Raw genomic sequence first — 14,984 nt, 5'->3', positions numbered from 1 at the left:
ATGGCATTGACGGGATGTGCGGGCGAGGTGCTCGGCACCTACCTGCGCACCCAGGCCACCGCCTTCCTGCGCGGGCTGCGCCTGCACGAGGAGGGGGGGTCCGCCCGGACGGAGCCGGGGGGAGGGGCCGACGCCGCGGAGAGCGGCGATGCGGCGCGCAGCCTGCGGGGGGCGGCGCGCCGGATCAGCGGATCCCTGGCCACCTTCCGGGTGGTGACCGAGTCCTCCTGGGCGGACGGGCTGCGCACCGAGCTGGTGTGGCTGTCCTCGACCCTGGCCGACGAGCACGCGTACGCCGCCCGCCTGGCGCGGCTGATGGACGCGCTGCACCGGCTGTCGGGCTCGGCCGAGGTGCCGGCGCCGCGGGGGACGGCCGGCGCGCTCACGGTGGGCTCGGCGCGCGCGGGCGCGCTGCTGGAGCGCCGGCTCACCCTGGCCCGTACCCGCGCCCACTCGGCGACCCTGCAGGCCCTCGGCTCGGCCCGGTTCCACGCGGTGGCGGACTCGGTGGCGGTGCTGGCCTCGGAGGTCCCGCTGGATCCGGTCGCGGCCCGGGGCCGGGTCGAGGACGTCCTGGTGCCGCTGGCCGCGGTGGCCGAAACCCGCCTGTCGGCCGCGGTCGGGGCGCTTCCGCCGGCCGAGGGCACCCACCCGTACGACGCGGACCGCGACGGCCCCTGGCACGAGGTACGCCGCCTCCTGCGGGTCCACCGGTACGCGCGGGAGGCGCTGGGCGAGGACGTGACGCGCGCGGCGGCCGCGGGCGAGGCCCTGGACCGCCACCGCGACGCGTCGGAGGCGGCGTCCGCCTCGGCCGCGGCGGCGCGCACGCCGCGGATCGCCCCGGCCACGGCATACGCCCTGGGCATCCTGCACGCGGACCAGCGCCACGCGGTGGAGTCGGCCCGTTTCGACTTCCGGCGGATCTGGCTCCGGGCCCCCGCGGAGGGGCGTGGTCACGCCAAGATAACGGCCGGATAACGGAGGCTTGCGGCCGTGGGCGGACGCGCCGGATCGCACCGGGTCGTCCGCCACGGTTCACCGTCCGTTCACTCGGGCCGGTCGGCCGCTTCACCTGTTGTGACTAATTTCAGCTGTGCAAGGTGCGAGCCGCCGGGAGTGCGAGCAGTTCGGCCGAGCAGACGACGTAGTCCTCTTCGCACGCCGCCCCGATACAGAAAGCGGCCGGCGGCTTCTGGAAGGAACACCCGAAAGTGAAGCTTCAGCGCAAGAGCATGCTTCGTGCCTCCGCCCTCGGGGCGCTTGTCGTGTCCGGCGCCCTGGTCCTCACGGCGTGCGGCTCGGACGACAACACGAAGAACACCGACGGCACCACGAAGCCCTCCGCCGCCGCGGCCGGCGACATCAAGTGCGACGACGCCAAGGGCAAGCTCCTGGCCTCGGGCTCCTCCGCGCAGAAGAACGCGGTCGAGCTGTGGGTGAAGAACTACATGGCCGCCTGCCCCGGCGTCGAGGTGAACTACAAGTCCTCCTCCTCCGGTGAGGGCATCGTCGCCTTCAACCAGGGCACCGTCGGTTTCGCCGGCTCCGACTCGGCGCTGAAGCCGGAGCAGGTCGAGGAGTCGAAGAAGATCTGCACCGGTGGCCAGGGCATCAACCTGCCGATGGTCGGCGGCCCCGTCGCCCTCGGCTTCAACATCGCCGGCGTGGAGAAGCTGAACCTGGACGCCGCCACGATCGCCAACATCTTCAACGACAAGATCAAGAAGTGGGACGACGAGGCGATCAAGAAGCTGAACCCCGGCGTCACGCTTCCCTCGACCGCGATCCAGGCCTTCCACCGCTCCGACGACTCCGGCACCACCGAGAACGTCACCAAGTACCTGAAGGCCGCAGCCCCCGACGCGTGGCCGCACGAGGCCGCGAAGAAGTGGGCCGCCCCGGGCGGCCAGGCCGCGTCCGGCTCCGCCGGCGTCGCCGCCCAGGTCAAGCAGGTCGACGGCTCGATCGGCTACTTCGAGCTCTCCTTCGCCAGCTCGCAGGGCATCAAGACCGTCGACCTGAACACGGGCGCCGCCGCCCCGGTCGCGGCCACCGGCGAGAACGCCTCCAAGGCCATCGCCGCCGCCAAGATCGCCGGCACCGGTTCCGACCTGGCCCTGAAGCTCGACTACACCACCAAGGCCGAGGGCGCCTACCCGCTGGTCCTGGTGACCTACGAGGTCGTCTGCGACAAGGGCAACAAGGCGGAGACCCTGCCCACCGTCAAGTCCTTCCTGAACTACACCGCGTCCGACGCGGGCCAGAAGGTGCTCCTCGAGAACGGCTACGCGCCGATCCCGGCCGAGATCAACGCCAAGGTCCGCGAGGCGGTCAGCAAGCTCGGCTAGTTCCTGACCCTCTCGGGCGCCGGGCGGATCCCGATCCGGTCCGCCCGGCGCCGAGAGAACCCTCCCCCTCCACCCGGGGGGATCCGGTGCACCGCCGCCAGGGGGCCTGCCCCCCACACAGACCGGAAAGACCATGGCTTCCACCACACCCACCCAGATAGACACGGCTCCGCCTGTCTCCAGGAGCAAGGGATCCACCGGCCGTGCCGGTGACAAGATCTTCGCCGCGCTCTCCAAGGGCTCCGGCATCCTGCTTCTGGTGATCATGGCGTCGATCGCCGCCTTCCTCACCTACCGCGCCACGATCGCCCTGTCGAAGAACGAGGGGAACTTCCTCACCACCTTCGACTGGAACGCGTCGGCCAACCCGCCCGTCTTCGGCATCGCCGTCCTGCTCTTCGGCACCGTCGTCAGCTCGATCATCGCGATGGTCATCGCGGTTCCGATCGCCGTCGGCATCGCCCTGTTCATCTCGCACTACGCGCCGCGCAAGCTGGCCGCCCCCCTCGCCTACGTGGTCGACCTGCTGGCCGCCGTGCCGTCGATCATCTACGGCATCTGGGGAGCCCTGTTCCTGGTCCCGCAGCTGGCAGGCCTGAACCTGTGGCTCGATGAGTACCTGGGCTGGACCTACGTCTTCGACAAGACCCAGATCGGCGTGGCCCGCTCGCTCTTCACCGTCGGCATCCTGCTCGCGATCATGATCCTGCCGATCGTGACCAGCGTCAGCCGCGAGGTCTTCCTCCAGGTCCCGCGCATGAACGAGGAGGCCGCCCTGGCCCTCGGCGCGACCCGCTGGGAGGTCATCCGGATCTCCGTGCTGCCCTTCGGCCGCTCCGGTGTCATCTCCGCCTCGATGCTCGGCCTCGGCCGCGCGCTCGGCGAGACCATGGCCGTCGCGACCGTCCTGTCCCCGAGCTTCCTGATCTCGTTCCACGTCCTCAACCCGGGCGGCGGCACCTTCGCGCAGAACATCGCCGCGAAGTTCGACGAGGCCAACGAGTTCGGCCGGGACGCGCTGATCGCCTCCGGTCTGGTCCTCTTCCTGCTCACCCTGCTGGTCAACGGTGCGGCTCGGCTGATCATCGCCCGCCGCAAGGACTTCTCGGGGGCGAACGCCTGATGAGCCACGCACTCCAGGACCAGCGGCCCGTCCGGGCCCCGAAGTCCGCCGCCCCCAGCAGCCTCACCCGAGGCGGCCTGCCCCGCTGGGCGCCGACCGGCATCGCGGTCCTCTCCGTCGCCCTCGGCAGCGGCGCCGGCCTCGCCTTCGACCTCCACAGCAAGGTCCAGTGGGGCCTGATCGCCGCCCTGCTCTTCGTCGCCATCACCTACACCGCCAGCTCGGTCGTCGAGAACCGCCGCCAGGCCAAGGACCGCGTCGCGACCTCCGTCGTGTGGGTCTGCTTCGTCCTCGCGGTCATCCCGCTGCTGTCCCTGATGTGGACCACCGTCAGCCGCGGCATCGGGCTCCTCGACGGCAACTTCCTCAGCCACTCGATGAACGGCGTGACCAGCTTCGACCAAGGCGGCGGCGTCTACCACGCCCTGCTCGGCACCATCGAGCAGGTCGCCCTGGCCACCCTGATCGCCGCGCCCATCGGCCTGCTGACCGCCGTCTACCTGGTCGAGTACGGCAAGGGCTCGCTCGCCAGGGCCGTCACCTTCTTCGTCGACGTCATGACCGGCATCCCCTCCATCGTCGCGGGCCTGTTCATCCTGACGACCTGGAACCTGATGCTCGGCTTCGGCCCCTCCGGCTTCGCCGGCGCCATGGCCCTGTCGATCCTGATGATGCCGGTCGTGGTCCGCTCCACCGAGGAGATGCTCAAGCTCGTCCCGAACGAGCTGCGCGAGGCCGCCCTGGCGCTCGGTGTGCCGAAGTGGCGCGTGATCCTCAAGGTCGTGCTCCCCACCGCCATCGGCGGCATCTCCACCGGCGTCATGCTGGCCGTGGCCCGCATCGCCGGTGAGACCGCGCCGATCATGCTGCTGGTCTTCGGCTCCCAGCTCATCAACGGCAACCCCTTCGAAGGCGCCCAGTCCTCGCTCCCCCTCTACATTTGGGAGCAGTACAAGGTCGGCAGTGAAGCCTCCTACGACCGGGCATGGGCCGCGGCGCTCGTACTGATCGCCTTCGTCATGATCCTCAATCTGGTGGCCCGCGGCATCGCCCGCTGGAAGGCCCCGAAGACCGGTCGCTGACGCGACTGTATGAAAGCGAAGTGACCCCTCATGGCGAAGCGAATCGACGTCAGCGGACTGTCAGCCTTCTACGGCAGCCACAAGGCCATCGACGACATCTCGATGACCGTGGAGCCCCGCTCCGTGACCGCCTTCATCGGCCCGTCCGGCTGCGGCAAGTCCACCTTCCTGCGCACCCTGAACCGCATGCACGAGGTCACCCCCGGTGGCCGCGTCGAGGGCAAGGTGCTCCTGGACGACGAGAACCTGTACGGCGCCGGCGTGGACCCCGTCGCGGTCCGCCGCACGGTCGGCATGGTCTTCCAGCGTCCCAACCCCTTCCCCACCATGTCGATCTTCGACAACGTGGCGGCGGGCCTGCGCCTCAACGGCTCCTTCAAGAAGTCCGAGCTCTCGGACGTCGTGGAGAAGTCCCTCCAGGGCGCCAACCTCTGGAACGAGGTCAAGGACCGGCTGAACAAGCCCGGCTCCGGCCTCTCCGGCGGCCAGCAGCAGCGTCTGTGCATCGCCCGCGCCATCGCGGTCGAGCCCCAGGTCCTGCTGATGGACGAGCCCTGCTCGGCCCTCGACCCGATCTCCACCCTCGCCATCGAGGACCTGATCGGCGAGCTCAAGGAGCGCTTCACGATCGTCATCGTGACGCACAACATGCAGCAGGCGGCCCGCGTCTCGGACCGCACCGCCTTCTTCAACCTCTCCGCGGTCGGCCAGCCCGGCAAGCTCATCGAGATCGACGACACGGACCGGATCTTCTCCAACCCGTCCGTCCAGGCGACCGAGGACTACATCTCGGGCCGCTTCGGCTGAGCCGACGAGACTCCACGCGGCCCTGCCGCGTGGCCGGACGTCCTGCGGTGCTGCATGGCGGTGCCACCGCAAGGCGAAAGAAAGAAAAGGGCCGGCTCCCCCTGGGTGGGGGGAGCCGGCCCGCTTTCGTTCCCGGCCTAGACGAAGGCCAGGTTCACGATCCAGAAGCTGACCGCGGCCACCAGGGCCGCGGCCGGCATCGTGATGAACCAGCCCAGGATGATGTTCTTGGCCACGCCCCAGCGCACCGCGTTCACCCGCTTGGTCGCGCCCACGCCCATGATCGCCGAGGTGATCACGTGGGTGGTGGAGATAGGCGCGTGGAAGAGGAACGCCGAGCCGAACATGATCGAGGCACCGGTGGTCTCGGCCGCGAAGCCCTGCGGCGGGTCCAGCTCGATGATCTTGCGGCCGAGCGTGCGCATGATGCGCCAGCCGCCCGCGTACGTACCCAGCGACAGCATCACGGCGCAGGCGACCTTGACCCAGATCGGGATGGCGGCGTCCGCGGCCTGCACATCGGCGATGACCAGCGCCATCACCACGATGCCCATGGTCTTCTGCGCGTCCTGCAGGCCGTGGCCCAGCGCCATCGCCGCCGCCGAGACCGTCTGCGCGATGCGGAAGCCGCGCTTGGCCTTGTGCGGGTTGGCGCGGCGGAACATCCACAGGATGGCCACCATCACCAGGTAGCCGGCGACCAGGCCGACCACCGGCGACACGAACATCGGGATGACGACCTTGTCGACCACGCCGTCCCACAGCACGCCGATGCCACCGGCCAGCGCCGCGCCCACCATGCCGCCGAACAGCGCGTGCGAGGAGGACGACGGCAGGCCGAAGTACCAGGTGATCAGGTTCCAGACGATCGCGCCGACCAGCGCCGCGAAGAGGATCCACATGCCCCGGTTGCCGTGGGGCGTCTCGATCAGGCCCTTGCTGACCGTCTTGGCGACCCCGCTGCCCAGGAAGGCGCCGGCGAGGTTCATCACGGCGGCCATCGCGAGCGCCGCGCGCGGGGTCAGCGCCCGCGTCGAGACGGACGTCGCGATCGCGTTCGCGGAGTCGTGGAAACCATTCGTATACGTAAAGCCGAGCGCGACACCGATGGTCACGACCAGAGCGAAGGTGTCCACGAGGTTCAGGACTCCTTGACCGCGATGGTCTCCACCGTGTTCGCAACGTGCTCGAACGCGTCGGCCGCCTCTTCGAGCACGTCGACGATCTGCTTGAGCTTCAGCACCTCCATGGCGTCGTACTTGCCGTTGAAGAGCTGGGCGAGCAGCTTGCGGTGGATCTGGTCGGCCTGGTTCTCGAGGCGGTTGACCTCGATCCAGTACTCGGTGAGGTTGTCCATCGTCCGCAGGTGCGGCATGGCCTCGGCGGTCAGCTCGGCCGCGCGCGCCAGCACCTCGATCTGCTGCTCGACGCCCTTGGGGAGCTCCTCCACGTTGTAGAGGACGACCAGGTCGACCGCCTCCTCCATGAAGTCCATGATGTCGTCGAGCGACGAGGCGAGGTTGTAGATGTCCTCGCGGTCGAACGGCGTGATGAAGGAGGAGTTGAGCTGGTGGAAGATCGCGTGGGTCGCGTCGTCTCCCGCGTGCTCCGCAGCCCGCATCCGCTCCGCGATCTCGACCCGTGCGGAAGAGTCCGCTCCGAGCAGTTCCATCAGGAGCTTGGAGCCCGTGACGATGTTGTCCGCGGATGCGGCGAACATGTCGTAGAAGCTCGTCTCCCTGGGGGTCAGACGAAATCGCACGTGAGGTCCTCGGGGTGCATTGGATTCGGTCAGGCTGATGCTAGGCGCATCCCCCGGCCACGGCTAACCGGCCGTTCCCCAGTGTCCTCCATCAGGCAGAGTGAGGACGACGGGCCCCCGCCCCCGCGGCCAGGGCCCAGTACCCTATACCCACGAGGGGTATGCACCCCCTCGTTCCGGACCACGGGAGGACGCATGACGACCATCGAGGCGGAGGGTTCCCCCGACGGCGGCGCCGTCCACGGCTACCACCACCAGAAGGACGAGCACCTCAAGCGGCTGCGCCGGATCGAGGGCCAGATCCGCGGCCTCCAGCGGCTCGTCGACGAGGACGTCTACTGCATCGACATACTCACCCAGGTCTCGGCGAGCACGAAGGCCCTCCAGTCCTTCGCCCTCCAGCTCCTGGAGGAGCACCTGCGCCACTGCGTGGCCGACGCGGCCGTGAAGGGCGGCGGGGAGATCGACGCGAAGGTCGAGGAGGCCACCAAGGCCATCGCCCGCCTCCTGCGCACCTGAGGCGGACGGCGATCAGGGGTCGGCGGGTCCGAGGGCAGCGGCTGGGTCCAGCGGCCTGGGATCAGCGGCCCGGGATCAGCGGTCCGCGGTCAGTCCGACCAGATGCCCATCAGCACCTCGTCGATCCGGTCCTGGCTGAGCCGCTCTTCCGAAGCCGCCGAGGCCGCGATGATCAGCTCGCCGCAGAGCTCGATCTCGGCGAGCGCCACATGATCCTGCACCGTCGTACCGCCTGCGGGAGTCACGCGTGTCACCTCATTCTGCCGTCTTCGGTCGTCGGCGCTCGACTTCTCAGCGTAGGGAGGTCACGGGCCGCGGCGCATGACACGGATGGACCATTTCCGGATACCGGGCATGGCCCGACCGCACCGCTACTCGGCGATCTTCCCGGCGTAAATGTCCCCGCTTGCGGGCAATACGACGGTCACCGGCGTCCCGAATCCGTACAGCAGCGTGGTCGACGAGACATCGATCACGCCATTGTTGACGTAGGTGAACCGGTGGCGGACCTTCCGCAGCCGCCCCTCCTCGTCCAGGTAGGCGTCGAACGGCACGGTGTCCTTGCTGAACCCTTTCGCCGCCGCCTCCAGCGCCCCCCGGACCTCCGCCGACGCGCTCGCCGCGGCCCGACCGATGTCGGTGGTCCCGCGGTAGTGCCGCACCTTCGTGCCGGCCACCTCGGTCTCCCCGACGTACGTCACCTCCTGCACACCGCGCAGCAGCTCGGCCGCGACCAGCGGGTCGGTGGCCCCGCCCGTGACCAGGTTCCCGTCGGCGAGGGTCGTCGTGTCGACCCGGACCCACTTGTCGTCGGGCACGCCCGCGCCCCGGTTCTTCATGTAGAGCGCGCCCGGCACCAGCAGCTCGGTGATGGGCCGGTGCTCGGCCTTGCCCTTCACATCGGCCGGGAGCATCACCAGCAGCTGGCCCATCCGGTTCTTGAAGTCGACGCCGCCCTCGCCGCGGATCGTGACCCTGGTTCCGCCGGTGGCCATCTCCATGGCCGTACGGGCCCGGGCGCTGCCCGCCTTCGTCAGCGTGTCGGCGGCACCGCGGACCACCGCCGCCGCGTCCGCGGGGGGCCGGTCGTCGCTGCCGGCGCCCGCGCACCCGCCCATCGCCGTGACCGCCAGGGTGACGCCGACGGCGAGCACCGCCCCACCCGCACGCTCGCGCCGCCGCCTGTGCTGGTGCACCACCATCGCCTGCCAACCCCCAACGCATGACCGCTGTTTGCCCGAGGCCCCCACCCGCTCCGGTTAACGAGGTCAAGGGTTTCCCGTCACGGCCCACGCGGCTCCCCGACCCGCTTGTGGTCCAGGTACCGTGGAGGGGTGGATCCGCACATGAGAGCGCCCCTTGCCCTTCCGCTTGCCTCCGCCGTGCCACACCGGCCCCAGCCGCCCACCTCAGGGCACACCACCTCCACCGCCGATCGCGGATCGTTCTGCCTGGCCGTCTGCACCTGCGGCTGGAAGGGCCCGGCCCGCCGCTCCCGCGACCTGGCCCGCAAGGACGCCGTCCGGCACAGCGCGGGGTAGCGGGGGCGGTCGGGGCAGCCCGGAGGCGCTCGGGGCGGCCCGGCGAGGTCGCCCGTTCGGACGGCCCGGCTGGCCGGGGTCAGCCGGAGCGGATGCCCTTGAGTCATGCCAGGACCCGCAGCCCGCCTCGCGGCCCTTCTCTGGGCCCTGCTCCTCGCGCTGACCCCGGCCGCGGCGGCCTGGGCCCGGCCGGTCGGCTCGGCGGACGGCCCCGCCGACGTGGCCCTGGCCATCGGGCTCACCAGCGCCGCGGCCGTCGCGACCGGTCTGTGGCTGCGCTCCCGCTACCGCCGCGACACCGAGACCGACCCCGAGGGCGGCGACCGGTGACCCCCCGGTCCCGCCCGACGGCGGTCCGCCTGTGCTTCGGCGCGGCGGGCCTGTGCCTGGTGGTGGCCCTGCTGCTCTCGGTGTGGAACCAGGCCTAGTCAGGGCTGACCCGGCCTGATCTCGGCGCCCCCAGCAGGGGCTAGGCCGCGAGGTCGCTCTCGTGCGGGCGCGGTCCGGCCGGCGGGGTCTGGGCCTGCGCCAGGCCGACCGGCAGGGGCAGCACCCGGTCCTTGGCCCGTACGAGACGCCCCAGGCGCGGGGAGGCGGCGACCGCGCGCACCACCGGAGTCAGCAGCGCCATCGCGAGCGGCGCGAGCACCAGCACGACGGCGGTGCCGAGCGCGAACCCGCCGATGACGTCGGTGGGGTAGTGGACGCCCGCGTACACCCGGCACGTGCCTTCGGCGACGGCCAGGGCGATCCCGATGAGCCCGAGCCTGCGGTGGGCGACGAACAGGCCCACGCCGAGGGCCATCGCGAGGGTGGCGTGCCCGCTGACGAAGGAGAAGTCGGCGCCCGCCAGTTCGGCTCCGAAGCGGGTCCCGGCGCCGGCGTCGAGCACCTGGAGCCCCTCGTGCGCCCTGAACGGCCGCGGCCTGCCCACGAATTCACGCAGCGGCGCGTTCACGAGCAGCGCCAGCCCGGCCGCGAGCGGGGCCCACACCAGCGCCGCGAAGGACTCGACGGCCGTGCTCTCGTCCTGGCGGCGGGCGCCGCGCCAGCACCACAGGACCAGCAGCACCAGGGCCAGCGGGATCCCGTACTCACCGACCAGGCCGACCGACCGGTCCACCCAGTCCGGCGCGCGCAGGGCCAGTCCGTTGATCTCGTACAGCAGGCTGACATCCACATTCGGCCCACCGGTCGTGAGTCCAGCCATGGTGATGCGGCCCCTTGCCCTTGCCGTGGTTCCCCTGCGGGCGCACGCCGGTGTGCGCCCCTTCGCCCCCCGCTTGATCAACCCCCGTGTCCATGGAACGCCCGTTCTGGCGACTACGTTCCACTCTCCACCGAATGATCACGCCAACGTTATCGAAGAGAGACTCATCGTCGCAGCTCAGGGCCTTGGCTTAACGGAGAGTGGCTAGGGCGCCCGGCTCGCCCCAACTCGCTCCGGAAGAGCCTCCGCACCGTCCTTGGTCACGCGCGTCGCGCCGAAGTAGTCAGGCGTGTCGATCTTGTCGAAGCGGATCACGGCGCCGGTGTACGGGGCGTTGATCATGTAGCCGCCTCCCACGTACAGCCCGACGTGCCGGATCTCGCGCGAATTCGTCAGATCATCGGAGAAGAACACCAGGTCACCGGGAAGCAGTTGGTCGCGCGAAGGATGCGGGCCGGCGTTGTACTGGTCGTTCGCCACGCGCGGCAGCTGGATCCCGACCGTCTCGTACGCCGCCTTCGTCAGCCCCGAGCAGTCGAAGCGCCCGCCTTGGTCGGGCGTTCCGTTGCCGCCCCACAGGTACGGCGTACCCAGCTGCTTCTGCGCGAAGTAGATGGCCCCGGCCGCCTGTTGCGAGGGCGCGACCCGCCCCACGGGCCGGGCGAAGCTCTTGGCGAGCGTCGTGATGGTCTTCACGTAGCCCTGGGTCTCCTTGTACGGCGGCACGCCCCGGTACTTGATGACGGCGTAGGCCCCCGCGTTGTAGGCGGCCAGCATGTTCGACGTCGCGTCACCCGGCACCCCCGCCACGTCCTTGGCCAGCTGGCAGTCGTACGAGGCCGCCGAGGGGATCGCGTCGCTCGGGTCCCAGATGTCCCGGTCCCCGTCCCCGTCCCCGTCGATGCCGTGGCCCGCCCACGTACCCGGGATGAACTGCGCGATGCCGCGCGCGTCCGCCGGGCTGACCGCGCTGGGGTTCCAGCCGCTCTCCGAGTACAGCTGCGCGGCGAGCAGCGCCGGGTTGATGGCCGGGCACAGATTGCCCCACTTCTCCACCAGCGCCTGGTACTTGGCGGGCACCGCCCCCTTCGCGAGCCCCACGGCACGACCGCCCGCCCCGGCGGCCCCGACCAGGCCCGCGGCGGCCGAGTACGTCCCCACGACCAGCAGCGCCACGAAGGTCAGACACAGCCCGATCCCGATCCCACCGGCCATCCAGAATCTGCGCACCCGTCAACCCTCCCCCATCCCGGTCACTTCAACGTGTGATTCGGCCGTGTCGCACGCCCCGCCGACCCCCTCGGAGACCCGAACAGTCCATGCGGACGCGTCACGTCACCGCCTCATCCTCGACGCCACCGAAGTCCACCGTCCAGTCCGCACGGGCGGCGGCCGGGCGCACGCACTACCGCGGAGCGACGAACAGGCTCTGCGCGGCGCGCCCGATGGGGCCCTTCTCGTCGTGCAGCCGGGCGTCGACCAGACCGATGCCGGCCGCGTCCACGGCCGTACGCGATTCCACGCAGGCCCATTCGCCGACCGGATGGCGGTGCAGATGGACCGTCAGGTCGCCGTTGAGGAAGACGAACCGGGCGTAGTCCAGCACGGAGCTGATGCCGTTGCCGGAGTCGGCCGCGACCAGCACCCGGTCCAGCGGCCGGATCTCCTCCCCGGCGACGAGCGGGACCCTCATCCGCATCCAGCAGGTGCCGGGCCCGAGCTCCACGAAGGCGCCCTGGGTGAACCGGGCCTCCATGGCCGTGTGGTAGCCGGTCTCCCACGGCACCGGGAAGAACGGCACCGCCCCCGCCTCCCCGGGCGGCGGCACCTGCGGCCCCGGCACCACCGCCGGCACCGCCTCCTCGGCCACCCTGATGCGCAGGGCCCGCGCCACCATCACCGGCGCCGCCCCGCCCCCCGGGGTGAGGGAGGCCTCGACCACCTCGGTGCCGCGGCCCGAGCGCAGCACGCGGGTGGCGACCTCCAGGGCGCCGATCGGCACCGGCCGCAGGATCTCGTACGTGATCCGGGCGATCCGCATGCCGGCGCGGGCGTCGGGCCGGTCCTCGACGGCCCGCCCGAGCAGCGCGGCCGGCGGGCCGGCGTGCTGCGCGCCCGGGTCCCACGGCCCGCGGGTGTACTCCGTGGCCAGGAACCGGCCGGCGTCCACCCGCTCGAAGAACCCCTCCGCATCGCCCATGACAGCCACGCTACCCACAGGTAACCCAGCACCACCAGCCCCGCGGGGGCGTCCCTCAGACCCCCGCCGCCCGACTCACCGAGCGAAACCGAGGCCCACGCCCAGACCCACCAGCACCGACCCGATGGCCCGGTTCAGGGCCTTCTGCGCCTTCAGCATCCGCTCCCGGAGCCGGGAGTTGGAGAAGAACAGCGCCACCGCCCCGAACCAGCCCAGGTGCGCGGCCGACATGAACAACCCGTACCCGGCCTGCTGCCACACCGGAGTGCCCGGGTTGACCACCTGGGTGAAGGTCGACACCACGAACAGCGTCGTCTTCGGGTTGAGCACGTTGGTCAGGAACCCCGACCGCATCGCCCCGAGCCGCGTCAGCCGCTGCGCGGACTCCAGGTCCACGGTCACCTCGACCCGCGCCCGGAAGGTCCGTATCCCGATCCACACCAGATAGGCCGCACCCGCCAGCTTGATCACGGTGAACAGGGTGGTGGAGGAGGCGATCAGCAGACCGACCCCGAGCATCGTGTAGGAGACGTGCACCAGCACGCCGGCCGCGACCCCGGCGGCGGCGAACAGTCCGGTGGGCCGCCCGTAGAGGTAGCTGTTGCGGACCACCATGGCGAAGTCCGCGCCGGGGCTGATCACGGCGAGCATGGTGATGACGGCGACTGCGATCACTTCTGTCATGCGTCGATGCTCAACGCCCGCCCCCCGCGGATCAAGCCCGTCCGCTCTCCTCCCGCTCGAGAAACGGCCTCGGCCCGCCCGCGCCCCGCGCCATCGCGCCCCGCGCCGGGCACGCCCCCGCCCGCGCCCCCGACGCGCCCCCGCGCCCCCGACCGGTGACAATGGAACACGTGTCCACGCGTCTCCCCCAGCCCCCGGCCCTCCCCCTCCTCCAGGCGGACTGCTCGAACTGCTTCGCACTGTGCTGCGTCGCCCTCCCCTTCGCCAAGTCCAACGACTTCGCCGTGAACAAGCCCGCCGGCACCCCCTGCAAGAACCTGCGGGAGGACTTCCGCTGCGGGATCCACACCCGGCTGCGCGACACGGGCTTCCAGGGCTGCACCGTCTTCGACTGCTTCGGGGCGGGCCAGCAGGTGTCCCAGGTCACCTTCGGCGGCCGCGACTGGCGCACCCACCCCGAGACCCGGGCCGAGATGTTCGATGTCTTCCCGGTGATGCGGCAGCTGCACGAGCTCCTCTTCTACGTCGCGGAGGCCCTGACCCTCCCGGCCGCCGCCCCCCTCCACGCACAGCTCCGGGACGCCCTGGCGGAAACCTCCGCCCACACCCGCGCGGACGCGGCCGCCCTCTCGGACCTGGACGTCGGCGCCCTCCGCCAGAAGATCAACACCCTGCTGCTGAAGACCAGCGAGCTCGTACGGGGCAAGGTGCCGGGCCGCAAGAAGAACCACCGCGGAGCCGACCTCATGGGCGCCCGCCTCGCCGGCGCGGACCTGCGCGGCGGCAACCTGCGCGGCGCCTACCTGATCGCCGCCGACCTCGGCCGCGCCGACCTCCGCACGGCCGACCTCATCGGCGCGGACCTCCGCGACGCAAACCTCCGCGAAGCGGACCTGCGCCACGCCCTCTTCCTCACCCAGGCCCAACTGAACGCGGCCCAGGGCTCCCCCGGCACCCGCATCCCCCCGCACCTCACCCGCCCGACCCACTGGGCCCAGGGCTGACGGACTATCGGACATACCGGGCCGAGGTCACCGCACGACACGCCGACCACTGAGCCGAACGGCGGCCCCTCGCCCCACCCCCCGTACGCCGGGACGACAATCATTGCCCGGCGTCACCCCTCGTGATACACAGAGTGACCATACGTTCTTTCGCATACACACCGCAGCTGCGCAGGTCAGAGCACAGGGGCGGGATGCGGGCCGGGAGATCGGGTAAAGAGAGCCGTCAAGTCGACGACGGCGGCGGTTTCATCAGCGAAGATAGTGGGTGACCCCTGCCGTCGGGCACGGGCTACCGGAACTACCCATACAGGGGCGGTGAGTTACATGATCCTGGCAGCCGAAAAGGGCGACATCACCACCATCATCGGCGGAATCGCCCCGAACTGGGGGCCGTTCGGCAGTCTCGGCAACGAAGCGAAGGTCATGATCGAGGTGGTCATGGCCGTGGCGATCCTCCTCTGCCTCGGCATCGCCATCTGGGGCGCGGCCAAACAGCGCATCGGCGCCACAGCCCTGCGCGACACGTTCAGCGCCGAGCAGGGCAAGGGCCTGATCGTGGCCGGCCTCACGGGCGTCTTCATCATCGGCTCACTGGGCACCCTCTTCACCATCGTGTACGGAATGGCCGTCTAGCCCGGCCACCGGGCCTGATGGGGAATCATCACACCGCACCTACGCGGGAACCAGCACTACCGTCG

Annotated in this window: 18 protein-coding genes; 10 read left to right on the top strand and 8 right to left on the bottom strand. The window is 70.7% G+C overall.

Translation table 11 applies throughout. From position 1 onward, the window contains the following. The 5 genes from BGK67_RS19275 to pstB all read left to right on the top strand — a co-directional run bounded on the left by BGK67_RS19275 (position 1) and on the right by pstB (position 5,363). Entirely contained in the window at positions 1 to 981 is a 981-nt protein-coding gene (locus BGK67_RS19275) for a CHAD domain-containing protein (RefSeq protein WP_167739584.1), read from the top strand. Between the two features lie 233 nt (positions 982 to 1,214). Beyond that, complete coding sequence (gene pstS, locus BGK67_RS19270) at positions 1,215 to 2,351, top strand: phosphate ABC transporter substrate-binding protein PstS (RefSeq protein ID WP_069921243.1); 1,137 nt, start codon at positions 1,215 to 1,217, stop codon at positions 2,349 to 2,351. Between the two features lie 133 nt (positions 2,352 to 2,484). After that, positions 2,485 to 3,474 carry a phosphate ABC transporter permease subunit PstC gene (gene pstC / locus BGK67_RS19265; RefSeq protein ID WP_069921242.1) on the top strand — a complete coding sequence of 330 codons (990 nt, stop codon included), beginning with the start codon at positions 2,485 to 2,487 and terminating at the stop codon, positions 3,472 to 3,474. After that, on the top strand, positions 3,474 to 4,556 hold the full coding sequence (gene pstA, locus BGK67_RS19260) for a phosphate ABC transporter permease PstA (RefSeq protein WP_069921241.1): 1,083 nt from the start codon (positions 3,474 to 3,476) through the stop codon (positions 4,554 to 4,556). The genes pstC and pstA overlap by 1 nt, the downstream gene beginning before the upstream one ends. Positions 4,557 to 4,586: 30 nt before the next feature. Beyond that, on the top strand, positions 4,587 to 5,363 hold the full coding sequence (gene pstB / locus BGK67_RS19255) for a phosphate ABC transporter ATP-binding protein PstB (RefSeq protein ID WP_069921240.1): 777 nt from the start codon (positions 4,587 to 4,589) through the stop codon (positions 5,361 to 5,363). Between the two features lie 137 nt (positions 5,364 to 5,500). On the opposite strand, the gene BGK67_RS19250 is transcribed toward pstB, so the two are convergent. Continuing rightward, complete coding sequence (locus BGK67_RS19250) at positions 5,501 to 6,499, bottom strand: inorganic phosphate transporter (RefSeq protein WP_069921239.1); 999 nt, start codon at positions 6,497 to 6,499, stop codon at positions 5,501 to 5,503. 5 nt (positions 6,500 to 6,504) lie between these two features. Further along, the gene (locus BGK67_RS19245; RefSeq protein WP_031145181.1) at positions 6,505 to 7,125 is read right to left on the bottom strand and encodes a DUF47 domain-containing protein; all 621 of its coding nucleotides are present in this window, start codon (positions 7,123 to 7,125) and stop codon (positions 6,505 to 6,507) included. Positions 7,126 to 7,320: 195 nt separating this feature from the next. On the opposite strand from BGK67_RS19245, the gene BGK67_RS19240 reads away from it, so the two are divergent. Beyond that, positions 7,321 to 7,644, top strand: coding sequence for a metal-sensitive transcriptional regulator (locus BGK67_RS19240; protein WP_069921238.1), 324 nt, complete (start codon positions 7,321 to 7,323; stop codon positions 7,642 to 7,644). Positions 7,645 to 7,733: 89 nt separating this feature from the next. Here BGK67_RS19240 and BGK67_RS38940 read toward each other — a convergent pair whose 3' ends face one another. Together BGK67_RS38940 and BGK67_RS19235 are read right to left on the bottom strand one after the other, a co-directional pair. Continuing rightward, positions 7,734 to 7,889, bottom strand: coding sequence for a hypothetical protein (locus BGK67_RS38940; RefSeq protein ID WP_167739520.1), 156 nt, complete (start codon positions 7,887 to 7,889; stop codon positions 7,734 to 7,736). A 126-nt stretch (positions 7,890 to 8,015) separates the two neighbouring features. Then, positions 8,016 to 8,846: an SCO4651 family lipoprotein gene (locus tag BGK67_RS19235; protein ID WP_069921237.1), complete on the bottom strand. Its 831-nt coding sequence runs from the start codon at positions 8,844 to 8,846 to the stop codon at positions 8,016 to 8,018. 144 nt (positions 8,847 to 8,990) lie between these two features. Between BGK67_RS19235 and BGK67_RS37595 the strand changes: the two genes are divergently transcribed. Continuing rightward, positions 8,991 to 9,185 (top strand): hypothetical protein, encoded by a 195-nt coding sequence (locus tag BGK67_RS37595; RefSeq protein WP_069921236.1) that lies wholly within the window; start codon positions 8,991 to 8,993, stop codon positions 9,183 to 9,185. Positions 9,186 to 9,290: 105 nt separating this feature from the next. After that, complete coding sequence (locus tag BGK67_RS19225) at positions 9,291 to 9,515, top strand: hypothetical protein (RefSeq protein WP_069921235.1); 225 nt, start codon at positions 9,291 to 9,293, stop codon at positions 9,513 to 9,515. Positions 9,516 to 9,654: 139 nt separating this feature from the next. On the opposite strand, the gene BGK67_RS19220 is transcribed toward BGK67_RS19225, so the two are convergent. The 4 genes from BGK67_RS19220 to BGK67_RS19205 all read right to left on the bottom strand — a co-directional run bounded on the left by BGK67_RS19220 (position 9,655) and on the right by BGK67_RS19205 (position 13,279). Next, positions 9,655 to 10,395 (bottom strand): phosphatase PAP2 family protein, encoded by a 741-nt coding sequence (locus BGK67_RS19220; RefSeq protein ID WP_069921234.1) that lies wholly within the window; start codon positions 10,393 to 10,395, stop codon positions 9,655 to 9,657. 204 nt (positions 10,396 to 10,599) lie between these two features. Then, entirely contained in the window at positions 10,600 to 11,610 is a 1,011-nt protein-coding gene (locus BGK67_RS19215; RefSeq protein WP_069921233.1) for a C40 family peptidase, read from the bottom strand. Between the two features lie 190 nt (positions 11,611 to 11,800). Further along, positions 11,801 to 12,595, bottom strand: coding sequence for a thioesterase family protein (locus BGK67_RS19210; RefSeq protein ID WP_069921232.1), 795 nt, complete (start codon positions 12,593 to 12,595; stop codon positions 11,801 to 11,803). Positions 12,596 to 12,670: 75 nt separating this feature from the next. After that, the gene (locus tag BGK67_RS19205; protein WP_069921231.1) at positions 12,671 to 13,279 is read right to left on the bottom strand and encodes a LysE family translocator; all 609 of its coding nucleotides are present in this window, start codon (positions 13,277 to 13,279) and stop codon (positions 12,671 to 12,673) included. 161 nt (positions 13,280 to 13,440) lie between these two features. On the opposite strand from BGK67_RS19205, the gene BGK67_RS19200 reads away from it, so the two are divergent. Beyond that, positions 13,441 to 14,283 (top strand): pentapeptide repeat-containing protein, encoded by an 843-nt coding sequence (locus tag BGK67_RS19200; RefSeq protein WP_069921230.1) that lies wholly within the window; start codon positions 13,441 to 13,443, stop codon positions 14,281 to 14,283. 327 nt (positions 14,284 to 14,610) lie between these two features. Continuing rightward, positions 14,611 to 14,919, top strand: a complete 309-nt coding sequence (locus tag BGK67_RS19195; RefSeq protein ID WP_008742356.1) for a hypothetical protein — start codon at positions 14,611 to 14,613, stop codon at positions 14,917 to 14,919. Positions 14,920 to 14,984 lie beyond the last annotated feature (65 nt).

Source organism: Streptomyces subrutilus, assembly GCF_001746425.1.
GTDB lineage: Bacteria > Actinomycetota > Actinomycetes > Streptomycetales > Streptomycetaceae > Streptomyces > Streptomyces subrutilus_A.
Note: the sequence above shows the minus strand (reverse complement) of the source record. Positions and strands in the feature narration are given on the sequence as shown.